Source organism: Posidoniimonas corsicana (genome assembly GCF_007859765.1).
Taxonomy (GTDB): Bacteria; Planctomycetota; Planctomycetia; order Pirellulales; family Lacipirellulaceae; genus Posidoniimonas; species Posidoniimonas corsicana.
The window spans coordinates 303,107-329,464 of the sequence record NZ_SIHJ01000002.1 but is presented as its reverse complement, the minus strand read 5'-3'; the positions used below and the strand labels follow the sequence as shown (position 1 = coordinate 329,464).

17 protein-coding genes are annotated in these 26,358 nt (G+C 68.4%); 12 read left to right on the top strand and 5 right to left on the bottom strand.

All coding sequences use genetic code 11. The features are described from left to right. Positions 1 to 81 precede the first annotated feature (81 nt). The 5 genes from KOR34_RS17400 to KOR34_RS17380 form a co-directional block, all read right to left on the bottom strand. Entirely contained in the window at positions 82 to 4,044 is a 3,963-nt protein-coding gene (locus KOR34_RS17400; protein ID WP_197531520.1) for a lamin tail domain-containing protein, read from the bottom strand. A 577-nt stretch (positions 4,045 to 4,621) separates the two neighbouring features. Continuing rightward, the gene (locus tag KOR34_RS17395; RefSeq protein WP_146566530.1) at positions 4,622 to 5,464 is read right to left on the bottom strand and encodes an ATP-grasp domain-containing protein; all 843 of its coding nucleotides are present in this window, start codon (positions 5,462 to 5,464) and stop codon (positions 4,622 to 4,624) included. A gap of 125 nt (positions 5,465 to 5,589) precedes the next feature. Beyond that, positions 5,590 to 7,881: a S9 family peptidase gene (locus tag KOR34_RS17390; RefSeq protein WP_228714681.1), complete on the bottom strand. Its 2,292-nt coding sequence runs from the start codon at positions 7,879 to 7,881 to the stop codon at positions 5,590 to 5,592. Between the two features lie 173 nt (positions 7,882 to 8,054). Then, positions 8,055 to 8,681 (bottom strand): hypothetical protein, encoded by a 627-nt coding sequence (locus KOR34_RS17385; RefSeq protein ID WP_146566528.1) that lies wholly within the window; start codon positions 8,679 to 8,681, stop codon positions 8,055 to 8,057. A 205-nt stretch (positions 8,682 to 8,886) separates the two neighbouring features. After that, the gene (locus KOR34_RS17380) at positions 8,887 to 9,882 is read right to left on the bottom strand and encodes a hypothetical protein (RefSeq protein ID WP_146566526.1); all 996 of its coding nucleotides are present in this window, start codon (positions 9,880 to 9,882) and stop codon (positions 8,887 to 8,889) included. A 139-nt stretch (positions 9,883 to 10,021) separates the two neighbouring features. On the opposite strand from KOR34_RS17380, the gene KOR34_RS17375 reads away from it, so the two are divergent. The 12 genes from KOR34_RS17375 (at position 10,022) to KOR34_RS17320 (ending at position 26,273) form a co-directional block, all read left to right on the top strand. Next, positions 10,022 to 12,553 (top strand): ComEC/Rec2 family competence protein, encoded by a 2,532-nt coding sequence (locus tag KOR34_RS17375; protein WP_146566524.1) that lies wholly within the window; start codon positions 10,022 to 10,024, stop codon positions 12,551 to 12,553. Positions 12,554 to 12,722: 169 nt separating this feature from the next. Next, positions 12,723 to 13,361 (top strand): hypothetical protein, encoded by a 639-nt coding sequence (locus KOR34_RS17370; protein ID WP_146566522.1) that lies wholly within the window; start codon positions 12,723 to 12,725, stop codon positions 13,359 to 13,361. Positions 13,362 to 13,681: 320 nt separating this feature from the next. Next, positions 13,682 to 14,665: an acyl-CoA desaturase gene (locus KOR34_RS17365; RefSeq protein WP_146566520.1), complete on the top strand. Its 984-nt coding sequence runs from the start codon at positions 13,682 to 13,684 to the stop codon at positions 14,663 to 14,665. Between the two features lie 479 nt (positions 14,666 to 15,144). After that, positions 15,145 to 15,414 (top strand): 30S ribosomal protein S15, encoded by a 270-nt coding sequence (gene rpsO, locus KOR34_RS17360; RefSeq protein ID WP_146566518.1) that lies wholly within the window; start codon positions 15,145 to 15,147, stop codon positions 15,412 to 15,414. A gap of 290 nt (positions 15,415 to 15,704) precedes the next feature. Further along, on the top strand, positions 15,705 to 17,819 hold the full coding sequence (gene pnp, locus KOR34_RS17355; protein ID WP_146566516.1) for a polyribonucleotide nucleotidyltransferase: 2,115 nt from the start codon (positions 15,705 to 15,707) through the stop codon (positions 17,817 to 17,819). A gap of 113 nt (positions 17,820 to 17,932) precedes the next feature. Next, positions 17,933 to 18,148, top strand: a complete 216-nt coding sequence (locus KOR34_RS17350) for a hypothetical protein (protein WP_146566514.1) — start codon at positions 17,933 to 17,935, stop codon at positions 18,146 to 18,148. A gap of 93 nt (positions 18,149 to 18,241) precedes the next feature. Then, complete coding sequence (locus KOR34_RS17345) at positions 18,242 to 19,045, top strand: two-component system sensor histidine kinase NtrB (protein WP_146566512.1); 804 nt, start codon at positions 18,242 to 18,244, stop codon at positions 19,043 to 19,045. Positions 19,046 to 19,170: 125 nt separating this feature from the next. Beyond that, a complete protein-coding gene (locus KOR34_RS17340; protein ID WP_228714680.1) occupies positions 19,171 to 20,586 on the top strand; it encodes a sigma-54-dependent transcriptional regulator in 1,416 nt (471 codons plus the stop codon). A gap of 166 nt (positions 20,587 to 20,752) precedes the next feature. Continuing rightward, positions 20,753 to 22,642 (top strand): DNA mismatch repair endonuclease MutL, encoded by a 1,890-nt coding sequence (mutL, locus tag KOR34_RS17335; RefSeq protein WP_315852861.1) that lies wholly within the window; start codon positions 20,753 to 20,755, stop codon positions 22,640 to 22,642. 126 nt (positions 22,643 to 22,768) lie between these two features. After that, positions 22,769 to 24,256: a shikimate dehydrogenase gene (gene aroE, locus KOR34_RS17330; protein ID WP_146566507.1), complete on the top strand. Its 1,488-nt coding sequence runs from the start codon at positions 22,769 to 22,771 to the stop codon at positions 24,254 to 24,256. Positions 24,257 to 24,343: 87 nt separating this feature from the next. Continuing rightward, a complete protein-coding gene (locus tag KOR34_RS17325) occupies positions 24,344 to 24,877 on the top strand; it encodes a shikimate kinase (RefSeq protein WP_146566505.1) in 534 nt (177 codons plus the stop codon). Between the two features lie 55 nt (positions 24,878 to 24,932). After that, a complete protein-coding gene (locus KOR34_RS17320; RefSeq protein ID WP_197531519.1) occupies positions 24,933 to 26,273 on the top strand; it encodes a prepilin peptidase in 1,341 nt (446 codons plus the stop codon). Positions 26,274 to 26,358 lie beyond the last annotated feature (85 nt).

The window sequence follows — 26,358 nt, the reverse complement described above, 5'->3', positions numbered from 1 at the left end:
CGCGCGTTCGAAAGGGATGCATGCCGCGCGGAGGGACTTACAGGCGGTTTGCCTGTCCTGGGTTGTGTTGCTTGCCAGACGCTACGATCGAAGACGCTCGCCGGTGGACCGGACGCGCCGCCGCAGTCCCTGGACCAGATCTTCCATCCCGTGCCGGGCGGGGGCCCGAGCGACGTCAGGGTCGTCACCGAGGCGGCCGTCGAGTTCGCTGTGGAACGCGTCGATTTGTTCGAAGGCAATCTGGTACGCCTTGTCGCGGTCGGCATTGTACTCGACGGATTGGGCAGGTGCTCGGAATCTCCACCGAGCGAATTCGTGTGCCCTCTCGATCCGACGGGTCGACTCTGCTTCTACCTCTCCGGGGCGGCCGTGGTGAAGCTCACGTCGCTGCGTCGCGAGCCGGTCAGCAGGATTCTGGTGCGGGCGAGAGCCTTCCGTGAGGTCGCTCTCGGCGCCTAGCAGCAGGCCGACGGCGTGGTGGCCGGCTGACGGGGTTGCGTCTGCCGCCAACGCGGAGTCGATAGCCGTCGCTGCTTGCGCCATTGGTGAGGAGGCGTGGTTGGGGCGCTCGGTGGGCTCGGTGATCGCGGCGCCCGCCGGTTCTGCATTGGCCTGGGAATGCGCGGAAAGGACTGTGGCGGCGGGGCTAGCGGTCGCCACGTTTGCGGGCGCCGTGGCGCCCAGGTTGTCACGCCAGACCGAGTAGTCTGCCGCGTCGACGACGCCGTCACCGTTGCCGTCGGCCTGCAACGCCGCGCCCGCGGTTGCGCCGTAGCTCGACCGCCAGAAGTCGTAGTCGCCGGAGTCGACCACCCCGTTGCGGTCGTAGTCGCCCGCGAGCTGAACGGTAAACGTGGCCTCGTTGATTGGCGACCAGAGCTGCCCGTGTAGGCTGCGGACCCGGACGGTGGTGTCCACCGACAGGATGGGCGGCGCGGACTCGTCGTACAGCAGGGCGGTGGCGAGGTTGACGCCGCCGCCCGGCAGGCGTGGGTCGCTGCCGTCAACCGTGTAGTAGACGCCGTCGGTTCCCGGATCGGTGGGTGGCTCCCCGTAGACCTGGAGCTCGCCGACGGAGAGCACGGACTCTGCGTCGCTGGTGATGGCCGCCTTGCTCACCCGCACGTACCGCCCCGCGATGCCGCCGGTGCGTCCGATCAGGTTGTACTGCGCAAACTCACCAGGGTCGGTCGGGGTCCCGCCGGGCTCCACCGGGTTGAACACCGGCGAGCGGAAGACGACTTGGCGGTTGGCGTCGAGCACCTCGACCGTGATGTTGTAGAAGCGGTCTCGGCAGCAGCTGCTGTCTCGGTTGTGGACGATGATCGTTTCGATCATCGACTCACTCTCGAGGTCGACTTCCAGGAAGGGGGTGGCGTCGCCGGGGGCGGTGTGCGAGAAGTCGGTGGTCGCCCCGTTGACGGCCTCCGAGCCGTTGAAGTCGAAGCCGTCGGTGGACTGCACCACGGGCTTGAACAGCGCCAGGTTGTTGACGAGCTGAGGAGCTCCCGCGGTGATCTCCAACGGGTAGTTGGCGGGGACCGCTCCGCCAAACTGACTGAACTGGGGCGCGTCGAGGGGGAACGTGCCGGCGGCGCGGAGGTTGTCGATCATCCTCCCCGGGATCTCGGTCAGGATGTTCTCAATCGCGTTGTTGGCGGCGTTCTCCCACGACGAGGGCGAGCGGTAACCCCAGCGTGCCGACTCGGCCAGGAAGCTGAGCTGGATCTCGTCCAGCCGCTCCTGCAGGCGGGCGGTGCTCTGGTCGGGCGCCAGGGCGCCGTCGTTGAAGAACATACTCTGGATGCGGTCGGCGTACAGCGTCAGGAAGTCTGGGTCTCCTTCGGCAACCAGGCTGCCCAGGATGTTCGCGGGGCCGGGGTTGCCGGACCGGTCGCCGGCGTTCCGCAGCCAGCCGTCGGCGTCGTTGTGGTAGAAGGTGTAGGGGACCGCGCCGTCGGCCGAGCCGCCGGCGCGGTACTCGTTCTCCGCGGCGCCGGCCATGTAGAGCAGCATGTAATCGATGTAGTTCTCCATGTCGACGTACTGCTTCAACGCCTGGTAGTTGCCCGCCAGCGCATTGATATTGTCCCAGGCGACGCCGTCGCCGTCGTAGACCTCGCCCGGCGACCAACCGCCCGGCGTGTTGTTCCCGTTGTTCACGTTGCCGTTGATGGCCTCGTAGTCGTCGTCGTCGCCGCCGTAGTACTGGGCCAGGAAGTCGGCGTTCCACCGCTCCCGCATGTGGTACTGGCCCCAGTAGACGCCGTTGATGTACAGGTGCACGAACCGGCCGTGCGGCGCGACGTGCCCCAGGTCGAGGAGCGTGTCGTCCACAAAGCGGTTGGACATGTAGAAGCCACGCTGGGACATGTCGTGCGACCCGGACCGGAAGTCCAGCTGGTCGAACGAGTCGGTGGCGGGGATCCCGTTGTCGAAGCCTTCGAAGAGCGGGAAGTCGAGCCGGGACGAGCCGTACCCGCTGCGGAACTGCAGGCGGAAGTTCTTCTTGGCGAAGTTGGTGAAGTAGCCGCCGAAGGCGTGGATGCCGGCGTCGATCTGAAAGCCCTCGCTGCCGTCGGGGGCGAGCCACTCGACCGAGGTCCGCTGCTCGGGCACGCTGCTGTCGACAATCTCGTTCTCGAAATTAAACGACAGCGTGGGGATGTCGAGCAGCGCCTGCCTCATCAGGGGCATGTAGTCGGGGTCCTCGGTGATTCCCGTGTCCATCACCGAGGAGGCGATGACGTCATCGACAAACACGTAGGTGTGGGTTGTCGGGTTCGGGGACACGTGGCCCGCGCGAAACGCCGCGGTGCGGAGCACGGTGGTGGAAGCGATCGTGAGGTTGGCCTGGGCCGTCGAGTTCGCGTCGGGCGGCGGCGTCTGCGTTCCGTTGCTCAGCGAGGGCTCGCTGCCGTCGGTGGTGTAGACGAGGGTCGCCCCGGGGTCCGATGACACGATATCGACGCTGAAGGGCGCGTCGTAGAACCCGCGGTCGACGCTCACCGTGGGGGCGCCAAGGATGCCCTCGAACGCTTCGCCGTTGGCCGCCCGCGGGGTCGGGGTCAGGAAGACCCCCGCGTGCAGTGGTTCGACAAGGCTGTTGACCCTCGACTCCAGCCTGGCCTCGATCAGCATGTCGCTGCTGTTGCCGCCGTTTAGGGCGTGAATCGCCAGGACGTTGTCGCCCTCAACGAGCAGGCCCACGTGATTGCTGAGGTCGAAGGGCTCGAAGAGGATAGCGTCGGAGTCGGAATGCCCGCCCTGCGCGTTGGAGTTCCAGTTCGGGTTGCCCGGCACGTTGTCGGAGGCGACCAGCTCGCCGTTGAGGTAGGCCAGGAACCCGTCGTCGTAGCGCAGGCCAAGGGTGAGCCCGGTGACTGTGGCGGGGTTCGAGACCTGGAAGGTCTGACGCAGGTAGGCCGTGCCGGTGTTGCTGGGGACGGTGGTCTCGAGGTACGGGGCGTACTCGGCCGGGCTGGTCTCGTAGCCGATGCCGGTGGCGCCGGTGGCCCAACCGGCGTCGTCGAAGCCCGGTGCGTTCCAGCCGCTGATCGGACCTGTGGGCACGATGTACCGGGCGTCTGCGCCTTCTTCAATCAGCACCGTGTTGTCGCTTGCAAACGAAAGGCCGTACGACACGTCGGTAGTTTGGGCGGGGAACTCGGGCGCGTACTCGTGTTCGACCGTTCCGTCAGGCCGCACCAGGCCGAGGTACTCACCGCCTGCGCTCAGGGCAAAGTCGGTGTGAAGGTTCCCGTCAGGGTCGACGTAGTCTTCGGTGTCTTGGCTCGACGCAAAGACCACCAGGAACTCGCCCGGTTCAAGGTTCAGCACCTCTTGGGGGACGGTGGCGGAGGTCGGGAAGGTCCACTTGTCGAGGTTGCCCGCGTCGTCAGTGAGGCGCCAGCCGGAGAGGTCGACGGTCGCGGCGGTGGGGTTGTACAGCTCGATCCAATCCGAGGAGTTCCCGTCGCCGTCGTCGAGCGTTGAGCTGTTGCTGGCTAAGAACTCTGTGATGAGCAGGCCGGTGGTAAGCATCTGGCGTGGCTCGAGCGTCTCGACTCGCAGGGGTTTCCTGCGTGTCGGCGGGCCGGCCTTGGGCGCGGCAGCCTCGACGAGTCTCGCCAGCAATGAACCCTTGCGACTTCCCATTCCTGTTTCTTCCGCGGATCTTGCGAAGGGGCGGGCGCCTGTCCTGCTTCGCGGCGCGCCGTCGTGGACGCCGGGAGGGACCTGACCTGCCTGCCGTTGTCGGACCAGTAGGTGTCATGGAGAGCGGCAGCTTGGTGAATCCCGCTGCGGCCGCTACGCCTTGCGACTGCTAATTCGCACGCTGGGGGTGTGAAAACACAACTCGCAACGCAGCACTTCTCCAAGAACTCGAGGGACGAGCGCCTTAGAAAAGTGATATTTTCCGAAGAGAAATTGCGGGTAGGTGCAGTCTCTTGATAGTAGCCGCCCGGCCGCGCCAAACGCAAACGATTTGGATAAGAAAACCAACGGGTAGACGCGGCCTTCGAGCGTCTTCCGTCGACGACGACACACCGGTTTCTACGGCAGGGCGGGAGGCGCTGAGGAAGCGAAGCCGCGAGGCATGTCGGCAAGAACTAGCGGTTCACAACCCGCAGCTCCACCGTCGCGACGCCACCGCAGACACCGCTTCAACGACCGCCCGCTTGTCGCAGGCGTAGAGGTCGGAGCACGAGAAGCTGCCGATTTCCAAGAGCCGATGCTCACCGCTCGCGGTTCGACAGATGTCGATTGTCCACACGGGGTCAGGCTGGAAGTACTGAGCGGCCAACTGCTCGGCTAGAAGGCGAGACTCCGGCGTCGTGTCGGGTGATGCGACGAGTTTGCCGTCCACCTTGTACTGCGTGCCTGCGACGATCTGCTTGTCGGCGGCCACGAATCGCCACTCGTGGGTAATCTCCTTCGCCGCGCTGACAAGCACCAGTGCCTCGGGCGGGACGTCGTAGAACCCCATGATCTCGATGTCCTGATCAAACGTGGCGCTCGTCGCCGGCTGGCCAGTAAAGGACTTGCGAACGGAGTTCGGCCGCACAAACAACCGGGCGCCATCACCGACCGCGTCGAAGAGGAACTGCTGTCGGCGTTTCAGTTCACCGAAAGGCAGGATCACGTAGTCCGAGTTGAGCAGGTAGTCCGCCAGCCTGCAGTAGTAAACGTGGCAGTCGTAGTTCTCCCACGTGCAGAATGTGGTGGGGCGCCACGGCGCACCCCGGCTCAGCTCACTTGCGAGTCCGATCGACCCGTGGAACACCACGCAGGCGTTTTCAGGGAAGAGCCGCCGGTACAGGTCGGGAAAGTCCTGCCAGCGGTACTGCAACCCAAGGTCGGGCGTGCGTTTAGCAATCCGGCCGGTTTGCGCGATCGCGTCGGTGAGTTCATCCTCGTATTCGAGGAAGACTTCCGACTCGACTAGCCAATTGACGTTCATGTCTTGCGAGCACACAGGCGCCGGGGGCGCTCCGCGGCAGCGGAAGCCCTGGATAGCCGGCGGGCGGTTGCAGGTGCGCTTCGGGGGCTTCCCTGTCGGCAGCGCCCCCGGCGCCCGCTACTCAGTTACTCCGCCTCCGGCATCTTCAGCTGCTCTTCGCTCAGCTCGGCCTTCAGGCCGGGCACCTCGTCGGCGCCGACCGGCACGGTGATCGACGCGCCGGCGAAGGCGTCGCCGATCGGCTCGAAGCGGCCGTCCAGGTTCTCGGCCAGGAACGCCTCGGTGACGGCGTTGAAGCTCTTGTTGTTGGGCGGGCGGTGGAAGCCGTGGCCCTCGTCCGGGTACAGCACGTAGGTCACGGGGATGTGCTTCTTCTGCATCGCGTCGACGATCTGGTCGGCCTCGACCTGCGTGACGCGGGGGTCGTTGGCGCCCTGGCCGATCAGCAGAGGCCGCTCGATCTTATCGACCAGCGTGAGCGGCGACTTCTTGAGCAGCTCGGCGCGGCCCTCCTCGGTGGTCCAGTCGCCCACGCGGACCTTCATCACCGGCATGAAGGGCGCCCAGTAGGGCGGGGCGTTCTCCAGCAGCGTGACCAGGCTCGACGGGCCGACGATGTCCACGCCGCACGCGAACACGGTGGGCGTGTAGGTCATGCCGACCAGCGTGGCGTAGCCGCCGTAGCTGCCGCCCATGATGGCGATCTTGTCCTCCTGCGCGATGCCCTGGTCGACGGCCCACTTCACGGCGTCCAGCAGGTCGTCGTGCATCTTGCCGGACCACTCTCCGTTGGCGGCGTTGGTGAAGTTCTTGCCGAACCCGGTGGAGCCGCGGTAGTTGACGTTCAGCACCGCGTAGCCACGGTTGGCCAGCCACTGGTGCGACGCGTTCAGACCCCAGCCGTCCCGCGCCCAGGGGCCGCCGTGCACGTCCAGCACCATGGGCACCGGCTCGTTGGGCACGCCGTCGCCGTCGGGGTCCGTGCCGGGCGGGAGCGACAGGTAGCTCACCAGGTTCAGCCCGTCGCGGCTCTTGATTACCGGCGTGTGCATCTTGACCAGCGGGTAGTCGTCCAGGTCGTCGCGGTTGTTGAACAGGAAGTGCATCTTCCGCTCGCCTTCGCCCCCGTTGGCTGGGCGCGTGTAGCGATAAAACTTGACCGGGCCGTTGTCCAGGATGTAGGCGACGGTCCACTGCGAGTCGTCCAGCGTGCGGCTGGTGACCAGGAACTCGCCGTCCTGGAAGTCGGTCAGGAAGTCGATGTCCGCCTGGATGCTCGGGTCGAGCACCTTCCACTCGCGGCGGCTGTACGTGAACGAAACCGCCTGCAGCGTCTTCTTGGTGGGGTGGGCCATCACGCCGCCAACGTCCGCCCGCGGGTCCTCGGCGATCAGCTCGGTCGCGCCGGTGTCGAGGTTCAGCGAGAACAGCGCGGACGTGTCGCGGTCGCGGCTGTCCTGGTAGTAGAGGACGCGGTTGGTCTTGTCGAAGCCGGCGGGGCCGCTGTTCATCGCGTCCACTGCCGAGAACTCCTCGGTGGTCTTCCAGTCGGCGTAGCCCTTGTCGGTCTTCTCGCCCTGGGGCTCCATCCAGACCTGGCCGCCGGTCTGCGTAAAGTTGACCGCTAGGCGGACATTGAAGTCGTCGTCGGTCAGGAAGCCGGCCACGCCCGGGTTCTCCTGCACCAGCTCACGCTCGGCGGTGGCGATGTTCACGCGGTAGATGTCGTGCAGCTGCGGGTTGCGGTCGTTGAAGCCGACCAGCAGCTCGCCGGGGAACTTCTCGCTGGCCTCCTGCAGCTCGCCGCGGACGCCGTCGACGGGCGTGAGGTCGGTGGTTTCCTTGGTCTCGACGTTGGTGGCGTACAGGTGGAAGTTTTCGTCGCCTTCCTTGTCTTGGTTGTAGAGGATGTGCTTGCCGTCGTACGCCCAGCTGTGCGAGCCGATGGGCCGCTTGGTGTCCTTGGTGACCGGCTCGGCGGCGTCGAGGTTGTCGACCGGCGCGACCCACACGTTGAGGATGCCGTAGCCCTCGGGGTTCTTCACCGGCGCCATGAAGCTGATCCACTTGCCGTCGGGGCTGAGCCGCGCCTGGGCGCGCTGGGGGTTGCCGAATAGCGTCTCACGAGGGATCAGCGGCACGTCGCTCATGCGTTGGGCCATGTCGGCTTCCTGCAGCTTGGTTTCGTTGGTGGGGGGAGTCTCGGTGGCGTTGGGCAGCGGCTCGACCTGCGGTGTGAGCTGCTCGGGCGAGCCCTCGCCCTCGGCCGGCGCGTCGGAGTCGAACGCGGGCGCCTCGTCGGCGTTCTTGGGGTAAGAGCCGGTGTCGCTGGGGCCGCTGCAGCCGCTCACCACGACCGACAGCAGCGCGAAGAACAGGCCGAGCTCGGCGGCCATGAAGCAGAACTTGCGAAGCATGAGATGCCCTCCCTGAGTCGCGTGGCGGCGCTTCTGAGCGGCCGCGACGCGGGTGATCGTGCTAGCAGAGCCAGCGGACTTTCGGCCGTCCTTCCCTGGGCGGCGGTCAATATCGGTAAGCAGCGGAGTATACGCTGTTACGCGGCGAGACGCTACGCGGTTCGGTGGGGCGGCTACTCGGAGGGGGATAACGTGTTGCGGCAGTCATTGAACGTGGCGGTGCTAAAGGGGACCACAATGGAATAGGGCATGCCGAAACTGTCCCAGTACTCAAACTTCGAGAGGATCGGCTCCAACAGCTCATCCGGGGCGGTAGCCCGCGCCGCGCTTACGTCGAATCGCGGAGCGAAAGCCGTGGGGTAAGGGTACTCAGCTCCCTCCGATGTAACCATGCTCGCCGCGACGATGAGCCGGGCGTAGTAGTCTTCGAAGTGGCGAGCGGTTTCCTCATTGACCCGACCGCCGTGCAAGCGTTGGTCGACCCGCGCCTGCCGCTCCATCGTTGCCTCTTGGTGGTAGGCGTTGGCCAGGGCTTGAGCGACCGCCACCAGAGCATCGGGAGGAGCGTGGGGATCGACTAGTGCGACTTCCAAGAGTGAGCCGTTTGGATTGTCTACGAAAAGTCGTTCCCGCACCCAGACCTTAGCGTCTTGCCCTTCAGGTATCAGCTCCCACCGCGACACTTTCGCCGTGTTCAAGGACGTCTCGATCACCTCATCCGAAAGGAGCAGCTCCAACTCCGATCGGACCAGCGTGGATGCCTCCAATCCAGTGAAGGTGTAGGTTGGGGGCCCAGCCATAAGTTGTGCGGGGATGTTTAGGTGGAAGTAGCAAACTGCGCGTCGCGTTCCCCTGAGCTTCTCCGGTGAAGTTGGGAAACCAGGTTCACGCCCACATCCGAGCACCAACGCCGCCGTTACAACGAGTAGCAGCGTTCTGTTGGGCCTCATGGCTTGCTCCAAATCCATACCGTGGCGTCGTTTTCGTGCCAACTGAAATAGGCCGCTACGACGTCCGCAGCATCGCCCGCTTCGCGTCGTCCTTTTCGCTCGGGTCGTGGAACTCCACGCCGTGGAACGGCCGTACGGTGTCGGGCGTCTTGAGCTCAACGTTCCACTGCTCGATCTTCTCGGCGATCTGGTTACGGACCTTCTTGAGGGTCTCGATCTGCTCCGCCCGTTCGGCGGCGCCCGAGTTGTCTTCGCTGAGCTCCAGCACCTCCTTGGTAAGCGCTGCCACCTGCTTGTCGAGCTGGGACGTGTAGGCGCCGTAGTCGGCGATCAGCGTGGTGAGCCGCTCGGCCTTCTGCTTGGCCGACAGGTCACGCTGCTTGATCTCGATCCGGCGTCCCAGCAGCTCACGCTCCGCCGAGAGCTTCTCGGCCTGCAGGCGGCCGATTTGATCCTTGAGCAGCCCGACCTTGGCCGCCATCTCTGGCAGCCGGACCGACGGCATGTCGCGGAGCAGCGCGTCGTAGGTGTCGGTCTTGCGCTTGATCTCCTCGTCCAGGTCGCGGTAGGAGGCCGCCAGAATGTCGCGGGGCTTCTGCCGCTGGATCTTGGCTTCGAAAACCACCTCGTCGAGGTACGCCTTGCCGATCGCGCCGACGAGTTCGACCATCGCGTCGCGCGGAGCGGTAGGGTGCACGAAGGCGATCGTCATCACGTTGCTGCCGTCTGGGAAGTCCACGACCAGCCGCTCGCGGACCCACTCCACCTCGTCGGTGTCCTTGTTGGGAAACAGACCGGAGTCGTTGAAGTCGGTCGTGCGGAGCGCCGACCCGAGCACCCGCTCCGACTTGATCATCACCGGCTGCGTCGCGCGGTAGATCTTGGCGTCGCTGAGGGAGAGCGTCGGCTGGCCGGTCAGGATTGCCGGCGAGCGCGGGTCCACCTGGAACAGCTGCTTGGCGTGCCGCTTGCCTTCCAGCGGGTCGGTCTCGGCCGCGAGGACCGGGGCGGCGGCGAGAATCAGGCCAAGGGTGAGCATTGGGCGCAGCATGGCGGGGCTCCTGGCGAGGCAGAGGAAGAGGGGGTGTTTGCCCATTACGCAGGATAATCGCTTGCGGTTCGCCGAGGCCGCTGCGTAAGCTTGGAATACACGTTTTCTTCACCCGGCGGTCGACCCACGCGGGGAGCGGATGCCGACCTACATCCCCCAGCCCTGGTCGCCCGAGCGGCTGCTCGAGCGCCGCCGCCGGGCCCGGCTGACGCCATACGAGCCGCTGGTGGCGGTGGCGGCCGCCGTCTTAGCCGGGGTGGCCGCCGACCGGCTGCTCGGGGGCGGCGGGTTGTGGCTGGCGGCTGCCGTTGGTCTGTGGGCGGTATGGTGCTGGCTGTGGAGGGCAGGGCGGGACGCGTCGGCCGCCGCGGTTCTGCTGCTGTCGGTGGCCGCGTCGGCCGGCGCGTGGCACGACGCGTCGTGGCGGTGGTTTGCAGCCGACGACCTCGGCCGCTGCGCCCAACCGGTGGCGGCGCCGGTCTGTATCGAAGCAATCGCCCTCGAGTCGCCCGCCCGCCGTGCGGCGCCCGAGCCCTCGCCGTTCCGCGCGATCCCGGGCGGGGAGACCAGCCGGCTGGAGCTGCGTGTGGTCGCGCTCCGCGACGGCGAGTTTTGGCGTCCGGCCGCGGGCCGCTGCCTGCTGACCTCCAACGGCCACCTGCTGGGCGTGCGGGCCGGCGACCGCGTGCGCGTGTTCGGGCAGCTCTCGGCGCCGCCGCGGGCGCTCAACCCGGGGGAGTTCGACTACGCGCTCGACCAGCGCGCCCAGCGGCGGCTGAGCCTGCTGCGGTGCGAGTCGCCCGACTGCGTGACCGTGACGCACCCGGGCGGGTGGTCGCTGCGGCGGGTGCTGGACGGCGTCCGAGGCTGGGGCGAGCAGGCCCTGCAGCGGCGGCTCGGCCCGCACGCGGGCGCACTGGCCGCGGCGATGATTGTCGGCGCGCAGGACGGCCTGCCCGACGCGACCATCGAGCGGTACCGACAGGCGGGTACGCTGCACGTGCTGGTGGTGTCGGGCCTGCACGTGGGGCTGGTCGTGTCGGCGTTCTACTTCATTGGTCGGATGGGCTGGGTCCCGCGGCGGTGGTCGCTGGTGGTGCTGATGGTCGCGATCGCGGCGTACGCGTTGGTGACCGGCGCGCGGCCGCCCGTCGTGCGGGCGGCGGTGCTGGCCGAGCTGATGTGCCTGGCGTTGTGGACCGGCCGCACGGTGCTGGCGATGAACTCGCTGGCCGCGGCGGCCGTGGTGGTGATCGCGCTGAACCCGTGCGAGGCGTTCCGCACCGGCGCGCAGCTCAGCTTCTTGGCCGCCGCGACGCTGATCTGGTTCGGCCGGCGGCAGCTCGATCGGCAGGAGACGCTCGACCCGCTCACCCGCCTGCTGCGGTCGGTCGAGTCGCCGCCGAAGAAGCTGCTGAGGGCGACTGTCGCGTCGAGCTGGCTGATCTTCCTCGCGACCGTGGCGGTCTGGGTGACCGCGGCGCCGCTGATGATGCGGCAGTACCACCTGCTGTCGCCGGTCGCGATGCCGCTGGCGGTGGTGGTGTTCCCGCTGGTGGCCGTGTCGGTGGTGTCGGGGTTGTTGGTGCTGCTGGCGGAGTTCGCCGCGCCAGTGCTAGCGCCGCTGTTCGCGGGCGTCAGCTACGCGGCCTGCGCAGGGCTGGACCGCTCGGTCGACCTGGCCGCCGCGGCGCCGCTCGGCCACGCATACGTCGCGGGCCCGGCGTTGTGGTGGACGCTGGCCGCGTACGCGCTCATGGCGGCCGCCGTGCGGTGGGGTGGTCGGCCGCGCGTGCGGAGGCCGCTGATGTACGCCGCGCTGGTGCTAGTGGTGGCGGGTTTCGCCCCGGCGATGGCGGCCGTGCTGCAGTCCGACCGGCGCGACGGCGACCTGCGGTGCACGTTCATCGCGGTGGGGCACGGCGTGAGCGTGCTGATCGAGCCGCCGGAGGGGGGCGTCTTCCTGTACGACGCGGGCTCGCTCGGCTCGCCCTGGCTGGCGACCGAGAAGGTCTCGTCGGTGCTGTGGTCGAAGGGGATCAGCCGGATCGACGGCGTGCTGCTCTCGCACGCCGACGTCGACCACTTCAACGCGTTACCGGGGCTGCTGGAGCGCTTCACGGTGGGCGGCGTCTACACCACCAACCAGCTGCTCCCCCGCAGACTGCTGCCGGGCGAGGCCACCGCGCCGGCCGAGCTGTCACGTCTGTTATCGCGGCATGGCGTACCTGTCGAGAAGCTGGCGTTGGGGGACCAGCTCCAGCTGGGCGGCGCGCGGGTCGAGGTGCTGCACCCGACGGCCCTCGGCGTGGTCGACACCGACAACGCCAACAGCCTGGTGATAGGCATGACGCACGCCGGCCGCCGCCTGCTGCTGCCGGGCGACCTGGAAGGCCGCGGCATGGAGGCGCTGCTAGCCCAGGAACCGTACGACTGCGACGTGCTGCTCGCGCCCCACCACGGCAGCCCCCGCAGCGACCCGCCCGGCTTGGCCGCGTGGTGCCGGCCGGAGCACGTGGTGATCAGCAGCGCCGCCGGCGTGTACCCCGATCTGGCGAGCGAGAGCTACCAGGAGCAGGGGGCGACGGTGCTGTCGACGTCCGCCGACGGCGCGGTGACGGTGGTCATCGATGCCAGCGGCGTGCAGGTGACCCGCTACCGCGATCCGTAGTGGCACGGCTCACCATTGGCAGGCGAATCTCCGCTGCCGCGCGCAGATTGCAGTAGATATCAGCCCATCCGGCGCCGTCTAATCGGGGCGGCTGGCCAAACCGCGTCGACGCGTTTGCACGACACGCGGCCGCTGCGATCCCCACCTCTACTTACCGGAGCCCCAAGACATGCAATTCAACCTGCGTCTGCTGCTGACGGCGGTGACACTGGTGGCGGTCGCCTGCGCGGCCCTGGCGACTCCCGGCGTGTGGTGGGCGGCCCTGTTTTCCACGGCCGTGTTGTTCTGGCTGATCGCGGCGGTAGCGTTGGCGGTGGGCAGCGACCGGAGGGCCCGCGCTTGGTGGGCCGGCGTGCTGATCGGGGGCGTCGGCTACTGTCTGTTCCTGCCGACCGGCTGGGGGACCGCGCTGAATTCGACCGTGGGGTACTCCGCCGAGCGGAACGGGCTGATCACCAGCAAGCTGTTGGGGGTCGCGTTCGCCTCGCTGCACCCGGTCAACAACAACACGCCGATCCCAACTCCTGTGGGGACGCCGACCATCCCGCAGACGGCCGCCTACTACCAGCCGGCCCAGGCCTACCCGTCGAATCAGAACATCACCGTGGTGGCGACCCCCGTTGCCACCCCGCCCGTGCTGTACGCCCCGCTTGCCCGCGAGAGTTTCCTGACGGTGGGCCACGCGTGCTTTGCAATGCTTGCCTCGCTGGTCGGCGGGCTGCTGGCGGCCCGGGCCTTCGACCGGCGCGAAACTGCCTCCGCGGGTCCGAAATCGGGTGCGCCCGGTGGGTCGCCTCAGATTGCCTAGAACTCCAGGTTTTTGCGGCGGGCCCCGGGAATCCGTCGGCAGCAGAGGGGGTCTTGGGGTATCGGCCCCGGGCAAATCGCTTTAAGCTTGGGCGTGGCCCTCGATTGGGATGTTGAGAATTCTTCTCAAGAGTTGGGGCTATTTCGCGGTTTTATTCGGCCAACGAGGACCCGTTGCCGTAGGAAGCGAAACGGGAAAACCCGCCCCAAGCAAGGAACCTTCTGCTCGGCCGCTTCGGCGGTCACTCTGCTCGATCTCCCCCGGCACCGTCTGAAGCCGGACCTCCCCATACTGCCTGCTGGCACGAGAGACCCCCCGTCATGAGCGTTATCCCTACCGATCCTGTGTCGACGCCCGCCAAAACGAAGCGAACCAAGCCGGTCCCCAAGGCGAAGGTCGACCCGATGGCCGACCCGACCCAGAAGGCCAACTCCTGGGCGCTGTGGCGGAAGGGCCTGGACTGGCCGGTGGTGATCTGGATCGTCGCGGTGCACGCGCTGGCCGTGGCGGCGCCGTTCTACTTCAGCTGGCAGGCGCTGGTGACCTGCCTGGTGCTGATCGGCATGACCGGATCGCTGGGCGTCTGCATGGGCTACCACCGGCTGCTGACCCACGGCAGCTTCAAGACCTACCGGCCGGTGCGCTGGCTGCTGGCGTTCCTGGGAGGGCTGTCGGGCGAGGGCTCGGCGCTGACCTGGGTGGCCAACCACCGCAAGCACCACGCCTTCAGCGACCACGACGGCGACCCCCACTCGCCCCGCCACGGCAAGTGGTGGAGCCACATCACGTGGTTCATGCCCAACCGCGGCATGAAGTGGCACAAGGAGCTGCTGCAGCGGTACGCGCCGGACATGATGAAGGACCGGGTGATGATCGTTCTGCACAAGCTGTTCCTGCCCAGCCACCTGGCGGTCGGCCTGGGGCTGTTCCTGGTGGGCTACTTCGGCACGGCCCTCGGCATGGGCGGCTGGAAGTACGGCCTGTCGATGCTGGCCTGGGGCACCGGGATGCGGATGCTGTACGTGTTCCACGTCACGTGGTTTGTGAACTCGATCTCGCACATGTGGGGCTACCGCAACTACGAGACCACCGACGACAGCCGCAACAACTGGCTGGTCGGACTGCTGGCCTTCGGCGAGGGCTGGCACAACAACCACCACGCCTACCAGCGGGTCGCCTCGCAGGGCCACAAGTGGTGGGAGATCGACCCCACCTACTGGATGATCCTGCTCATGGAGAAGACCGGCCTGGCGTGGGACGTCGTCCGCCTGAAGGACGTGCTGCGGACCACCAAGACGGCCTAGCGTCGCGGATTCGCAGGTTCGATAGCGGTTCGGCCCGCCCCGCCAGGGGGGGCCTACCCTGATGGCAATCCTATCTCCTGGCGGGGTGGGCGGTCGGGGGTCCGCGTCGCCGCCGTTAGCCGGCCTCGGCCCGCTCAGCATCCGGCGTTTTTCACGTCGCAGACCCGCTTGCAGCGTTCCGGAAGTCCGCTATACTGCTGAGCTTGTAGCGTCTGTACGCAGTTACCAGTGTGAAAGTCATTTGTTGGAGCGGGGGCGTTGGGCCCCCGCCGGAAGGAGTTGGCGCTAAACCCCACAGCAACCAGCACCACGCCAAGATCGCGTCTCGCCGGGCTTGCCCCGGCAAGGGCCGGGCGGCCGAGTCGGACGGGCTCGGCGGTTGGCCCACCCGGGACGGCGGCGGCGAGTGGAGCACCTGGGGAGCACGGAGGGCGCCGGGCGATTCAGCAGTTTTTTAGAGGTCTAGCAGGTTTACTCGTATGCCGTTGACGACTGAGCAGAAGCACGATCTGGCCAAGGAATTCGGACGCACCGAGGGCGACACCGGTTCGCCCGAGGTCCAGATCGCGGTTCTCACGAACCAGATCCGCCAGATGACGGAGCACATGAAGGTGCACCCGAAGGACTATTCCAGCCGGCGCGGCCTGCTGCGGATGGTCAGTCGCCGTCGTCGGCACCTGGATTACGTGAAGCGGCACAACCCGCAGCTGTACCTCGACCTGCTCGCACGCCTGGACATCCGCAAGTAGGCAGTCAAGGAAAGAAAAACGCGTTCGCCGGTCGGCCGATCCTGGTCGACCGACTCGGGGTGCGGCCGGCTGTGGTCGGCGGGCCCCGCTGAGTCTTCTTTCAGGCTTGTTCCTCGATCGTTCTCTGCCGCCCGCCCCTCAAACCGGGGCGATGCCGCTGGGCCGCACGGCCCACGTGGCTTCTTGGCTCGTTAAGCCGGCGTGTCCGCCGGCTGGCTCCCGTGTGTGCGAACCCGGTTGCTGCGGCCGTGCCGCGCCCGCTCGACGGTTAGTATTCAGAAAGCAGAACCTTGAAAAAAATCCGCGTTGAACGCCAGATCGGTCGCCACAACTTCAGCATCGAGACCGGCATCCTGGCCAAGCAGGCCGCCGGCGCCGTGCTGACCCAGTACGGCGAGACCATCTCCTTTACCGCCTGCGCCACCGGCCCCGCCCGGCCCGGCATCGACTTCTTCCCGCTCACCTGCGACTACCGCGAGCGGCACGCCGCGGCGGGCAAGTTCCCCGGCGGCTTCCTCAAGCGTGAGGGGCGCCCCACGACCAAAGAGACCCTCACCGCCCGGCTGATGGACCGCCCCATCCGCCCGATGTTCGCCGAGGGCTTCAAGGAAGAGGTGCAGATCCAGAGCTTCGTGCTGGCCAGCGACCGCCAGCAGGACGGCGACATCCTCAGCATGAACGGCGCGTCGGCCGCGCTGTCGATCAGCCCGCTGCCGTTCATGGGCCCGCTCGGCTCGGTGCGTCTGGGCAAGGTCAACGGCGAGCTGGTCGCGTTCCCGACCGCCGAGGAGCTGGAGTTCAGCACGCTCGACCTGATCGTCAGCGGCACCAAGGACGCCATCCTCATGATCGAGGGCTTCGCCCGCGAGATGCCCGAGGACGAGATGATCGAGGCGCTCATGACCGCCCACAAGTACGTGGGCGAGCTGTGCGACCTGCAGGAGGAGCTGGTCGCCCAGGTGCAGCCCCAGAAGATCGACTGGCAGACGCCTGAGCCGGACGGGCTGGCCGACAAGCTGGCCGCCTGGCACGGCAAGCTCAAGGCCGCCAAGCAGACCGAGGGCAAGCAGGACCGCGCCGACGCCGTCAAGGCGGTCAAGGAGGAGGCTCTCGCCGAGCTGATCCCGGACCCGGACGCCGAGGGCGCGTTCTCGCTGGCCTCGTTCGGCCACGAGTTCCACGAGCTGGAGAGCAAGGTCGTCCGCGAGACGATCCTCGAGGGCAAGCGTCCGGACGGCCGCGCCGGCGGCGACCTCCGCGGCCTGTACTGCGAGGTGGACCTGCTGCCCCGCGTGCACGGCTCCGCCATGTTCCAGCGCGGCGAGACCCAGGCCTTCGTCACCGTGACGCTGGGCACCGGCCGCGACGAGCAGCGCGTCGACGGGCTGTTCGAGGAGTACAGCAAGCGGTTCATGCTGGACTACAACTTCCCGAGCTTCTCGGTCGGCGAGGTCCGTCCGATCCGCGGCCCCGGCCGGCGTGAGATCGGCCACGGCATGCTCGCCGAGCGGAGCGTCAACCCGGTCCTCCCCGACCACGACGAGTTCCCGTACACGATCCGGGTGATCAGCGACATCATGGAGTCCAACGGCTCCAGCTCGATGGCGTCGGTGTGCGGCGCCACGCTCGGCCTGATGGCTGCCGGCGTGCCGATCACCAACCCGGTGGCGGGCATCTCGGTCGGCCTGGTGAAGGAGGGCGACCAGTTCACCCTGCTGACCGACATCCTCGGCGACGAGGACCACTTCGGCGACATGGACTTCAAGATCGCCGGCACCCAGAACGGCATCACCGGCATCCAGCTGGACCTGAAGATCATGGGCATCAGCGAGGAGATCATCCGCGCCACCCTGGCCCAGAGCCGGGAGGCCCGGATCGAGATCCTCAAGGCGATGCTGACCGCCATCCCGCGGCCGCGGGCCGGCACCGCGGCCAGCGCCCCGCGCCTGGTGCGGACCAGCATCAACCCGGAGAAGATCGGCCTGCTGATCGGACCGGGCGGCAAGAACATCCGCGGCATCCAGGAGGAGCACGGCGTGACGATCGACGTCGAGGAGGACGGCACCGTCACGATCGCCGGCCCCGATGAGGAGTCGGTCCGCGGCGCGCTCAACCGCGTCGACGCGACCACCGCCAGCGTGCAGGTGGGCCGCATCTACGACGGCAAGGTCACCAGCATCAAGGACTTCGGCGCGTTCGTCGAGATCCTGCCCGGCAAGGACGGCCTGTGCCACATCAGCGAGCTGTCCAACGAGTACGTCGGCAGCGTGGCCGATATCTGCAAGGTGGGCGACCGCATGCAGGTGAAGGTGATCGCCGTCGACGAGCAGGACCGCGTCAAGCTGAGCCGCAAGGCCGCCATGGCTGAGGCCGAAGGCCCCGCCGAGGAGCCGGCCGAGGCCTAGGCCGCCTGTCGCTTCGAACGATGAAACCCACGGCCGGGCCCTGCAAGCAGGGCCCGGCTTTTTTTATCTAACCGCCAAGAACGCCAATTAGGCGGCAAGCAGGGACGCACAGAATGAGTGGCCTCAACCCCTACCGCTCGCCATCGACAGGGCCCAACCGTCCTGAGGGATCAGGGCGCCGGCCGAGTATGGGGGCGCTTGCGGCGATCCTGATCGCCTCGTTCGTCGTCGCGATGCTCGTCACCCCGGCCGACCCGTTCTCGATGTACCTGGCTTTGGCGTTGATTGCCCCCCTGTCCCTTGGCGCCTACTTCGCTGGCCTGAGATAGCTGCTTGGCGCTTTTGGCGTGCTTGGCGGATCCCTCGCGTAGTTGCGGCCCGCAGCTTGGCGTCGCGGCTCCTTGGCGTTTTAATCAACCGTTATGAAGCAGCCCACCAGCGAAGAGACCGTCCAGCGGCTGATGGCGCAGTACGCCGAGATCGCGCGGCTGGCGGGCGGGCTGGCGCACGAGATCAAGAACCCGCTGTCGACCATCCGGCTGAACATGCAGCTGCTGGCCGAGGACCTGCTGGAGGGTCCCGAGGAGCAGATGTCGCCCGCCGAGCGGCGGGCCGCCAAGCGGATCGACGCGGTGCAGCGGGAGTGCAACCGGCTGCAGGACCTGCTGGACGACTTCCTCAACTACGCCAAGGTCCGCCGCGTGGCGCTGGAGCCGCGGAACCTGAACAAGGAGCTGGCCGACGCGCTGGACTTCTTCGAGCCCGAGTGCGCGGCCGCGGGCGTGGAGATCGTGCCGTACCTCGACCCGGAGCTCCCCAGCGTGCTGCTGGACCGCGAGGCGTTCCGCGGCGCGCTGATGAACCTGCTGCTCAACGCCAAGCAGGCGATGCCCGACGGCGGGCAGCTGGTGGTCCAGACCCGCGGCCACGGGGCGACCGCCTCGATCTACCTGACCGACACCGGTGAGGGGATGGACGACGCCACGATCAGCAAAATGTTCGAGGCGTTCTTCAGCACCAAGCCGGGCGGCAGCGGCCTGGGCCTGCCCACCACCGCCAAGATCATCGAGGCCCACGGCGGCACGATCGGCGTGGAGAGCGAGCTGGGCCGCGGCACGCGGATCTCGATCGACCTGCCGGCCGTGGCGCGGCTGGGGGCCGCCAACAAACCGGCCGCTGAACCGCGACCCTCCGGGAGCGGACAACCCACCCCCGACGCCCCCTGACGGTCGCGGCTCCGGCTTCCGCTCGCTGGCGAACTCTTCAATAATCAGGGTTCGGTCCCACCCCTGGCGGGGTGGGCTGTCCTGGCCTGCGGTCGACCCACCACTCCCAACCGACAGCTTCCAACTTGCCACCAGCCACCCCCGCGAAACGAACCGCCCAGGCCGGGCCGCCGGTCAAGGTGCTGATCGTCGACAACGACGACGCCCACGCCGACGCCATGGCCGCCAGCCTCGAGAAGCTGGGCTACGAGTGCGTGGTCGCCACGACCGGCGCCGACGGCGCCCGGCTGCTGGAGCGCGACGCGTTTGAGATCGTCGTGACCGACCTGGTGATGCCGGGCGTGGGCGGGCTGGAGATCCTCGCCAAGAGCAAGGAGCTGCTGCCCGACGCCGAGGTGATCCTCGTGACCGGGCACGGCACGGTCGAGTCGGCGGTCGAGGCGATGCGGGCCGGGGCGTTCAACTACCTGCTCAAGCCGCTCGACCTGCAGCAGCTCCGCGCGGTGGTCGACAACGCCGCCCGCAGCCAGCACCTACGCCGCGCCAACGCCGAGCTCAACCGGCGGCTGGACGAGAAGTTCGGCTTCGAGGGGGTGGTCGGCAACAGCGAGGTGATGCGGGGCGTGGTGGAGCGGCTCAGCCGCATCGCGCCGACCGACGCCACGGTGCTGATCCAGGGGCCGACCGGAGCGGGCAAGGAGCTCATCGCGCAGGCGATCCACCAGAACAGCCCCCGCAAGCCGCGGCCGTTCGTGGCGCTCAACTGCGGCGCGCTATCGGAGAACATCCTGGAGAGCGAGCTGTTCGGCCACGTGAAGGGCGCCTTTACCGACGCCGCGCGGGACCGGGTCGGCAAGTTCGAGTACGCCGACGGCGGCACCCTGTTCCTCGACGAGGTCGGCGACATGCCGCTGGCCACGCAGATCAAGCTGCTGCGGGTGCTGGAGTCGGGCGAGATCACCCGCGTCGGCAGCAACGAGGTGGTGAAGGTCAACGTGCGGATCCTGTCGGCCACCAACCGGGACCTGGAGGCCGCGATCGCCGACGGCAGCTTCCGCGAGGACCTGTACCACCGGCTGAAGGTGCTCACCGTGCGGCTGCCGCGGCTGGTGGAGCGGCGGGAGGACATCCCGCTGTTGATCGAGCACTTCGTCAAGCTGCACGCCGCGCGGCACAACAAGGAGATCACCGGCGTGTCGACCGCCGCCCGCCGGCGGCTGCTGGCGTACGACTGGCCGGGCAACGTGCGCGAGCTGAAGAACGCCGTGGAGACGATGGTCGTCATCGACTACGACGGCGTCCTCGACCTGGACGACCTGCCGCCCGAGCTGAGCGCCGGCGAGGCCGACGGCCCCGCGGGCGAGCCGTCCGGCGGCGCCGGGCTCGCCGATCTGGTCGGCAAGACCATCAGCGAGCTGGAGGCCCTGTTCATCGCCGAGACCCTGAAGGTCACCGGCGGCAACCGCGAGGAGGCCGCCGGCATGCTCGGCATCGGCGAGCGGACGCTGTACCGCAAGATCAAAGAGTATGGACTAAATTAGTCGTTGGTGGTTGGTGGCTCGTGGTTGGTAGTTGCTATTCTGCGGCAAGCCAGTGCAGCCCACCGCGCGAGGGGTGGGACCGAGAACACCCGCACCGCTCCTTCCCACGAGGTGAAACGGACGAGCGGACAACCTGCGGCCGACAGTTTTTTGAATGGACTCAACAGTGATCAAGCTCCTCCCTAGTTCCGTTATCAACAAGATCGCCGCCGGCGAGGTGATCGAGCGGCCGGCGAGCGTCGTGAAGGAGCTGGTTGAGAACGCGGTGGACGCCGGCGGCCAGCGGGTCGACGTGTCGATCGAGCAGGGCGGGGCGGAGCTGATCCGCGTCGCGGACGACGGCTGCGGCATCGCCCCCGACGACCTGCCGCTGGCGGTCACCAACCACGCCACCAGCAAGATCCAGACCGCCGACGACCTGTTCCGCGTCGGCACGATGGGCTTCCGTGGCGAGGCGCTCGCCTCGATCGCCGAGGTGAGCCGCTTCACGCTCCGCAGCCGCACCGCCGACGCCACCGCCGGCGCGGAACTCGTGGTGAGCGGCGGCCAGGCCGAGCCGGTCGCGCCGGCCGGCTGCCCGGTGGGCACCACCGTGGAGGTCCGCAACCTGTTCTTCAACACGCCGGTGCGTCAGAAGTTCCTCCGCACGCCGCAGACCGAGATCGGCCACGCCACCGAGGCGTTCCTCCGCGTGGCGCTGGCCCACCCGGGACGCCGGTTCTCGCTGAGCCACAACGGCCGGGTCATCCACGACCTGCCGCCCACCGACGACTGGCGGAGCCGCATCGCGGTGCTGTTCGGCCAGGAGATCGCCGACACGCTGATCGAGGTCGCCAGCGAGCAGGACGGCGTCAGACTGAGCGGCTATGTGGCCAACCCCACCGTGAGCCGCGCCAACAACCGCCTGCAGTACCTGCTGCTCAACGGCCGCGCGATCCGCGACCGCTCGCTGCAGCACGCCCTGGGCGAGGCCTACCGCGGGCTGCTGCTGACCGGCCGCTACCCGGTCTGCTTCCTCCGCCTGGACCTGCCGCCCGACCAGGTCGACGTCAACGTGCACCCCACGAAGCTGGAGGTCCGCTTCCAGGACGGCGGGCGGCTGTACAGCCAGCTGCTCAGCACGCTGCGGACCAAGTTCCTCAGCACGGACCTCAAGCCGGTCGAGCGGTCGAGCGAACCCACCGAGGACGAGGCCGCCGCCACCTGCGCGAGCGAGCTGGTCGACTGGGCCCGCAGCCAGCTGCCCGGCCAGGGACTAACCCAGCTGCCCGGCCAGGGACTAACCCAGCGGCGGCTGGACGACCCGCACAGCGGACCGCCGCCCGTCGCGCCCGCCCCGTCGCCCGGCGAGCCGCTGACGCTCCGCCGGTTCACCCCCGCCGCCGAGGCCGAGGCCCGCGGCCAGGCGTGGCGGCCGGCGCCGGCGGGCGCCGCCGCGGACCACGACGACGCGGCGTCGACCACCGCGGAGGCCGCCCCGCAGCACGCCGCGACCGCCATCCAGCTGCACAACCGGTACCTGATCGTCGCGACCGACGAGGGCATGGAGGTCATCGACCAGCACGCGCTGCACGAGCGGATCCTGTACGAGCAGATCCGCACCAAGGTGCTGGCCGGCGCGGTCGAGCGGCAGAAGCTGCTGGTGCCCGAGCCGGTCGACCTGTCGCCGGCCGAGGCGGCGGCCGCTCTGGAGAACCAGTCGCTGCTGGCCGAGCTGGGCGTGGACATCGAGCCGTTCGGCGGCGACACCGTGCTGGTCAGCGCGTACCCGGCCATGCTGGCCAAGCTGCCGCCCGCCGAGGTGCTGCGGGACCTGGTTGAGCAGCTGGTGGGCGGCGGCAAGGCGCCCGACCGCCGGGACACGCTCGACGAGCTGCTGCACATGATGAGCTGCAAGGCGGCGGTCAAGTACGGCGACCCCCTCACCCCGCACGAGATCTCGGCCCTCCTGGCCCAGCGGGGCCTGACCGAGAACCACCACCACTGCCCCCACGGCCGCCCCACCGCCCTGGTGTTCACCTGCGAAGAACTCGACAAGCGGTTCAAAAGGATCTGACGAAAGGGGGGAATTGGCGCCCCGATCCCCCTTCCGCCGTCCCCCTTTGATTTTGTGCCCGCGGGCAGCGAAAATAGGGCGTTCGTCCGGTCCAACGCTACTGCCCCCTCACCCCGACCCTCATCTATGATCTGCGTCTCGATCGGCCGGAGCCGACACAAGCACATGCTGGCCGAGCACAAGCACCTGGTGGAGCAGGGCGCCGGCCTCGTGGAGCTGCGGCTGGACTACATCTCGACCCGGGTGAACCTCAACCGGCTGGTGGCCGACCGCCCCTGCCCGGTGATCGTCACGTGCCGGCGGGAGGAGGACGGCGGCAAGTTCACCGGCGAGGAGTCGCAGCGGCTGACCATGCTCCGCGAGGCGATCGCGCTGGGCGTGGACTACGTCGACCTGGAGGACGACATCGCGGCCTCGATCCCCCGCTACGGCAAGACCAAGCGGATCATCAGCCACCACAACTTCCGCCACACGCCGGCGGACCTCGACGCGCTGCACGCCAAGCTGGCCGGGCTCGACGCGGACATCGTCAAGATCGCCACCATGGCCCACCGGCCGGACGACAACATCCGCATGCTGGAGCTGGTCCGCGACAGCGAGATCCCCACGGTCGGCATGTGCATGGGCGACATCGGCGCGCCCTCGCGGATCCTGGGCGCCAAGTACGGCGCGCCGTTCACCTACGCCACCTTCCACCACGAGCGGGCGCTGGCGCCGGGGCAGCTCAGCTACGACCAGATGGTCAAGATCTACCGGCACAACGACATCAACGCCGACACCCAGGTGTTCGGCGTGATCGCCGACCCCATCGCGCACAGCCTCAGCCCGCACATCCACAACGCGGCCTTCGCCGAGGCGGGGCTCAACGCCGTGTACGTGCCGTTCCGCGTGCCGGCGGACGACCTGCAGAAGTTCGTGCAGGACGTCCCCAAGCTGGGCATCAAGGGCCTGTCGGTCACGATCCCCCACAAAGAGGCGATCGCCGGCAGCCTGACCAAGTTCTCGCCGGCCGCCAAGGGCATCGCCGCGGTCAACACCGTGCTGTTCCGCGACGGCGAGGTGATCGGCGGCAACACCGACTGCCAGGCCGCGATGGACGCCATGGAGCACGCGCTGGGCGAGGTGGGCGCCGACCCCAGCCCGCTGGCGGGCAAGCGGGCCCTGGTGCTGGGCGCCGGCGGCGTCTCGCGGGCCATCCTGTACGGGCTCAACAAGCGCGGCGTGAAGGCCATCATCGCCAGCCGCACCCGCAGCCGCGCCGACCGGCTGGCCGAGGAGTTCGACGCCAAGGCGGTCGAGTGGGAGTCGCGCGGGCTGGCGGACGTCGACATCCTGATCAACGGCACCCCGATCGGCATGCACCCCAATGTCGACGAGTCGCCGGTCAAGAAGTCCTGCCTGAAGCCGTCGATGCTGGTGTTCGACACGGTCTACAACCCGGAGTCGACCCTGCTGATCAAGGACGCCCGCGACCACGGCGCGCGGGTCGTGACCGGCGTCGAGATGTTCGTCCGCCAGGCGGAGCTGCAGTACCAGCTTTTCACCGGGCAGCGCGCCCCTGAGGGCGTCATGCGCGAAACGCTCAAGCGGGTTATTGGGCCCGTAAAGTACTGATAGAGCTGTTAGTATTTGGCTGCTGGCTGCGGCTCGACTAGCGTTCCCCCTTAGCCCACCCCGCCAGGGGCGGGACCGACCCGCCGAATGACCCTCCCCCAGCGACTCTTCCTGATCGGCTACCGCGGCGCCGGCAAGTCGACCGTCGCGCGGCTGGTGGCCGAGCGGCTCGGCTGGTCGTGGGTCGACGCGGACGACGAGCTGGAACGCGAGGCCGGCCGGTCGATCGCCCAGATCTTCGCCGAGTCGGGCGAGCCGGCCTTCCGCGACCTGGAGGAGCAGGTGGTCGCGCGGCTCTGCGACGCCGAGCGGACGGTCGTGGCGCTGGGCGGCGGGGCCGTGCTCCGCGAGGCGACCCGCCAGCGGCTGGCCGCGGCTGGGCCGGTCGCGTGGCTCACCGCGCCGGCCGACGTGCTGGCCGCCCGCCTGGCCGGCGACGCCTCGACCGGCGACCGCCGCCCCAGCCTGACCGGCGCCGGAGTGACGCAGGAAATCGAGCAAGTGCTCGCCGCCCGCACGCCGATCTACCAGGCGTGTGCTACCTTTACCGTTGACGTGGCCGCCGCCGCCCCGGAGGAGGTCGCCCGGCAGCTGGCCGAACGGCTCGCCGCCGGCCCCTAGCGCCGGCGCCAATCGCACCAACCCCAGCGGGCAAACCGACCGCATGCAGCAGCTCATGGACGTCCCGCTCTGGCTCCGTTTGGCCGCGGTCGCCTGCGCGGGCGCCGTTCTCGGGTCGCTGCTCAACGCCGCGGTGTACGAGTTCGCCTACGACCGCCGCCGGATCTCCCCCTGGCAGCCGACGCCCGAGGGCGTCGCCCGGCGGGGCTGGCTGGACCGCGTGCCGGTGCTCGGCTGGCTGCGGCTGCGGCGCGACGCGGCGGTCTTGGGACGCGGCTTCTGGCTGCGGCCCTTGGCGCTGGAGCTGCTGTTCGCCGCCGCCATGGCGGCCCTCTACTGGTGGGAGGTCGACCAGCACCGGCTGATCGAGCCGCTGGTGCCGGTCGCCACGCCGGTGGACTGGCGGGCGCTCTCCGGCGTGCTGCACCTGCAGTTCTTCGCGCACGCCATGCTGGCGGCGTTCATGTGGGTTGCGACCTTCATCGACTTCGACGAGAAGACCATTCCCGACGCGGTCACCTGGCCCGGCACGTTCCTCAGCCTGACGCTGATTACCCTGGCGCCGCTGGCGGCGCTGCCGCACGTCGAGCCCGTGGCCGCGCCGCCGCTGATCGGCGCGCCGCTCACCACGCCGGGCGGGCAGCCGGTGGTGGACATCAACGGCCAGGCGTACTTCGTAACGCCGGTCCAGCCGTTCAGCCCCAACGGCTGGCCCGCGTGGCTGGCCGCCCGCCGCAGCGCGTGGGGTATCGGGGTCGGTTTGGCGTGCTGGTGGATCTGGGGCCTTGCGGTCGCCGACCGCACCTGGCCGCCGCGGCGGCTGGGCCGCAGCAACCGCCTGCCGGCCAAGCTGGCGGTCTGGTGGGGGCGGCTGCGGCGCGACCTGCTCTCCTTCCCGCTGCGCAACGTGCTGCTGATGGGCACGCTGCTGATCGCGATGGTCTGGTTCGCCGGCGGCCCCGCCTGGCTGGGGCTGCTGTCCGGGCTGATCGGGCTGGTGCTGGGCTGCGCTCTGGTGTGGGCGGTGCGGGTGGTCGGGTCGGCCGCGATGGGCCGCGAGGCGATGGGCTTCGGCGACGTCACGCTGATGATGATGGTCGGCGTGCTGCTCGGCTGGCAGGCCTGCCTGGTGACCTTCTTCCTGGCGCCGTTCGCGGGCCTGGTGCTGGGGCTGCTGAGCCTGGTGCTCCGCCGCGGCGACGCCATCCCGTACGGGCCGTTCCTCTGCCTGGCCGCGGCGTTCACGGCGGTGCAGTGGGGCGGCATCTGGCCCCGCGCCGAGCTGCTGTTCGGCGCCGGCTGGCTGGTCCCGGCGGTGCTGGTGGCCTGCGTGCTGCTGCTGGGCGTGCTGCTGATGCTGATCCAGCTCGTGAAGCGGCCGTTCCTGCGGGATTAGCTTTGCCAGTTTGCTTGTTGGATTGCTGAGCGGGTAGACTGTCGCCATCGCCGTGATAGTCAGCCGCAATCGTCGTCGACGCAGG

Coding starts and splice junctions, on each gene's coding strand:
- KOR34_RS17365 (WP_146566520.1), top strand. CDS start 13,682: ATGAGCGTTATCCCTACCGATCCTGTGTCGACGCCCGCCAAAACGAAG.
- KOR34_RS17370 (WP_146566522.1), top strand. CDS start 12,723: ATGCAATTCAACCTGCGTCTGCTGCTGACGGCGGTGACACTGGTGGCG.
- KOR34_RS17400 (WP_197531520.1), bottom strand. CDS start 4,044: ATGCTTACCACCGGCCTGCTCATCACAGAGTTCTTAGCCAGCAACAGC.
- KOR34_RS17325 (WP_146566505.1), top strand. CDS start 24,344: ATGACCCTCCCCCAGCGACTCTTCCTGATCGGCTACCGCGGCGCCGGC.
- KOR34_RS17395 (WP_146566530.1), bottom strand. CDS start 5,464: ATGAACGTCAATTGGCTAGTCGAGTCGGAAGTCTTCCTCGAATACGAG.
- KOR34_RS17375 (WP_146566524.1), top strand. CDS start 10,022: ATGCCGACCTACATCCCCCAGCCCTGGTCGCCCGAGCGGCTGCTCGAG.
- KOR34_RS17380 (WP_146566526.1), bottom strand. CDS start 9,882: ATGCTGCGCCCAATGCTCACCCTTGGCCTGATTCTCGCCGCCGCCCCG.
- rpsO (WP_146566518.1), top strand. CDS start 15,145: ATGCCGTTGACGACTGAGCAGAAGCACGATCTGGCCAAGGAATTCGGA.
- KOR34_RS17385 (WP_146566528.1), bottom strand. CDS start 8,681: ATGGCTGGGCCCCCAACCTACACCTTCACTGGATTGGAGGCATCCACG.
- KOR34_RS17350 (WP_146566514.1), top strand. CDS start 17,933: ATGAGTGGCCTCAACCCCTACCGCTCGCCATCGACAGGGCCCAACCGT.
- KOR34_RS17345 (WP_146566512.1), top strand. CDS start 18,242: ATGAAGCAGCCCACCAGCGAAGAGACCGTCCAGCGGCTGATGGCGCAG.
- aroE (WP_146566507.1), top strand. CDS start 22,769: ATGATCTGCGTCTCGATCGGCCGGAGCCGACACAAGCACATGCTGGCC.
- KOR34_RS17390 (WP_228714681.1), bottom strand. CDS start 7,881: ATGCTTCGCAAGTTCTGCTTCATGGCCGCCGAGCTCGGCCTGTTCTTC.
- KOR34_RS17320 (WP_197531519.1), top strand. CDS start 24,933: ATGGACGTCCCGCTCTGGCTCCGTTTGGCCGCGGTCGCCTGCGCGGGC.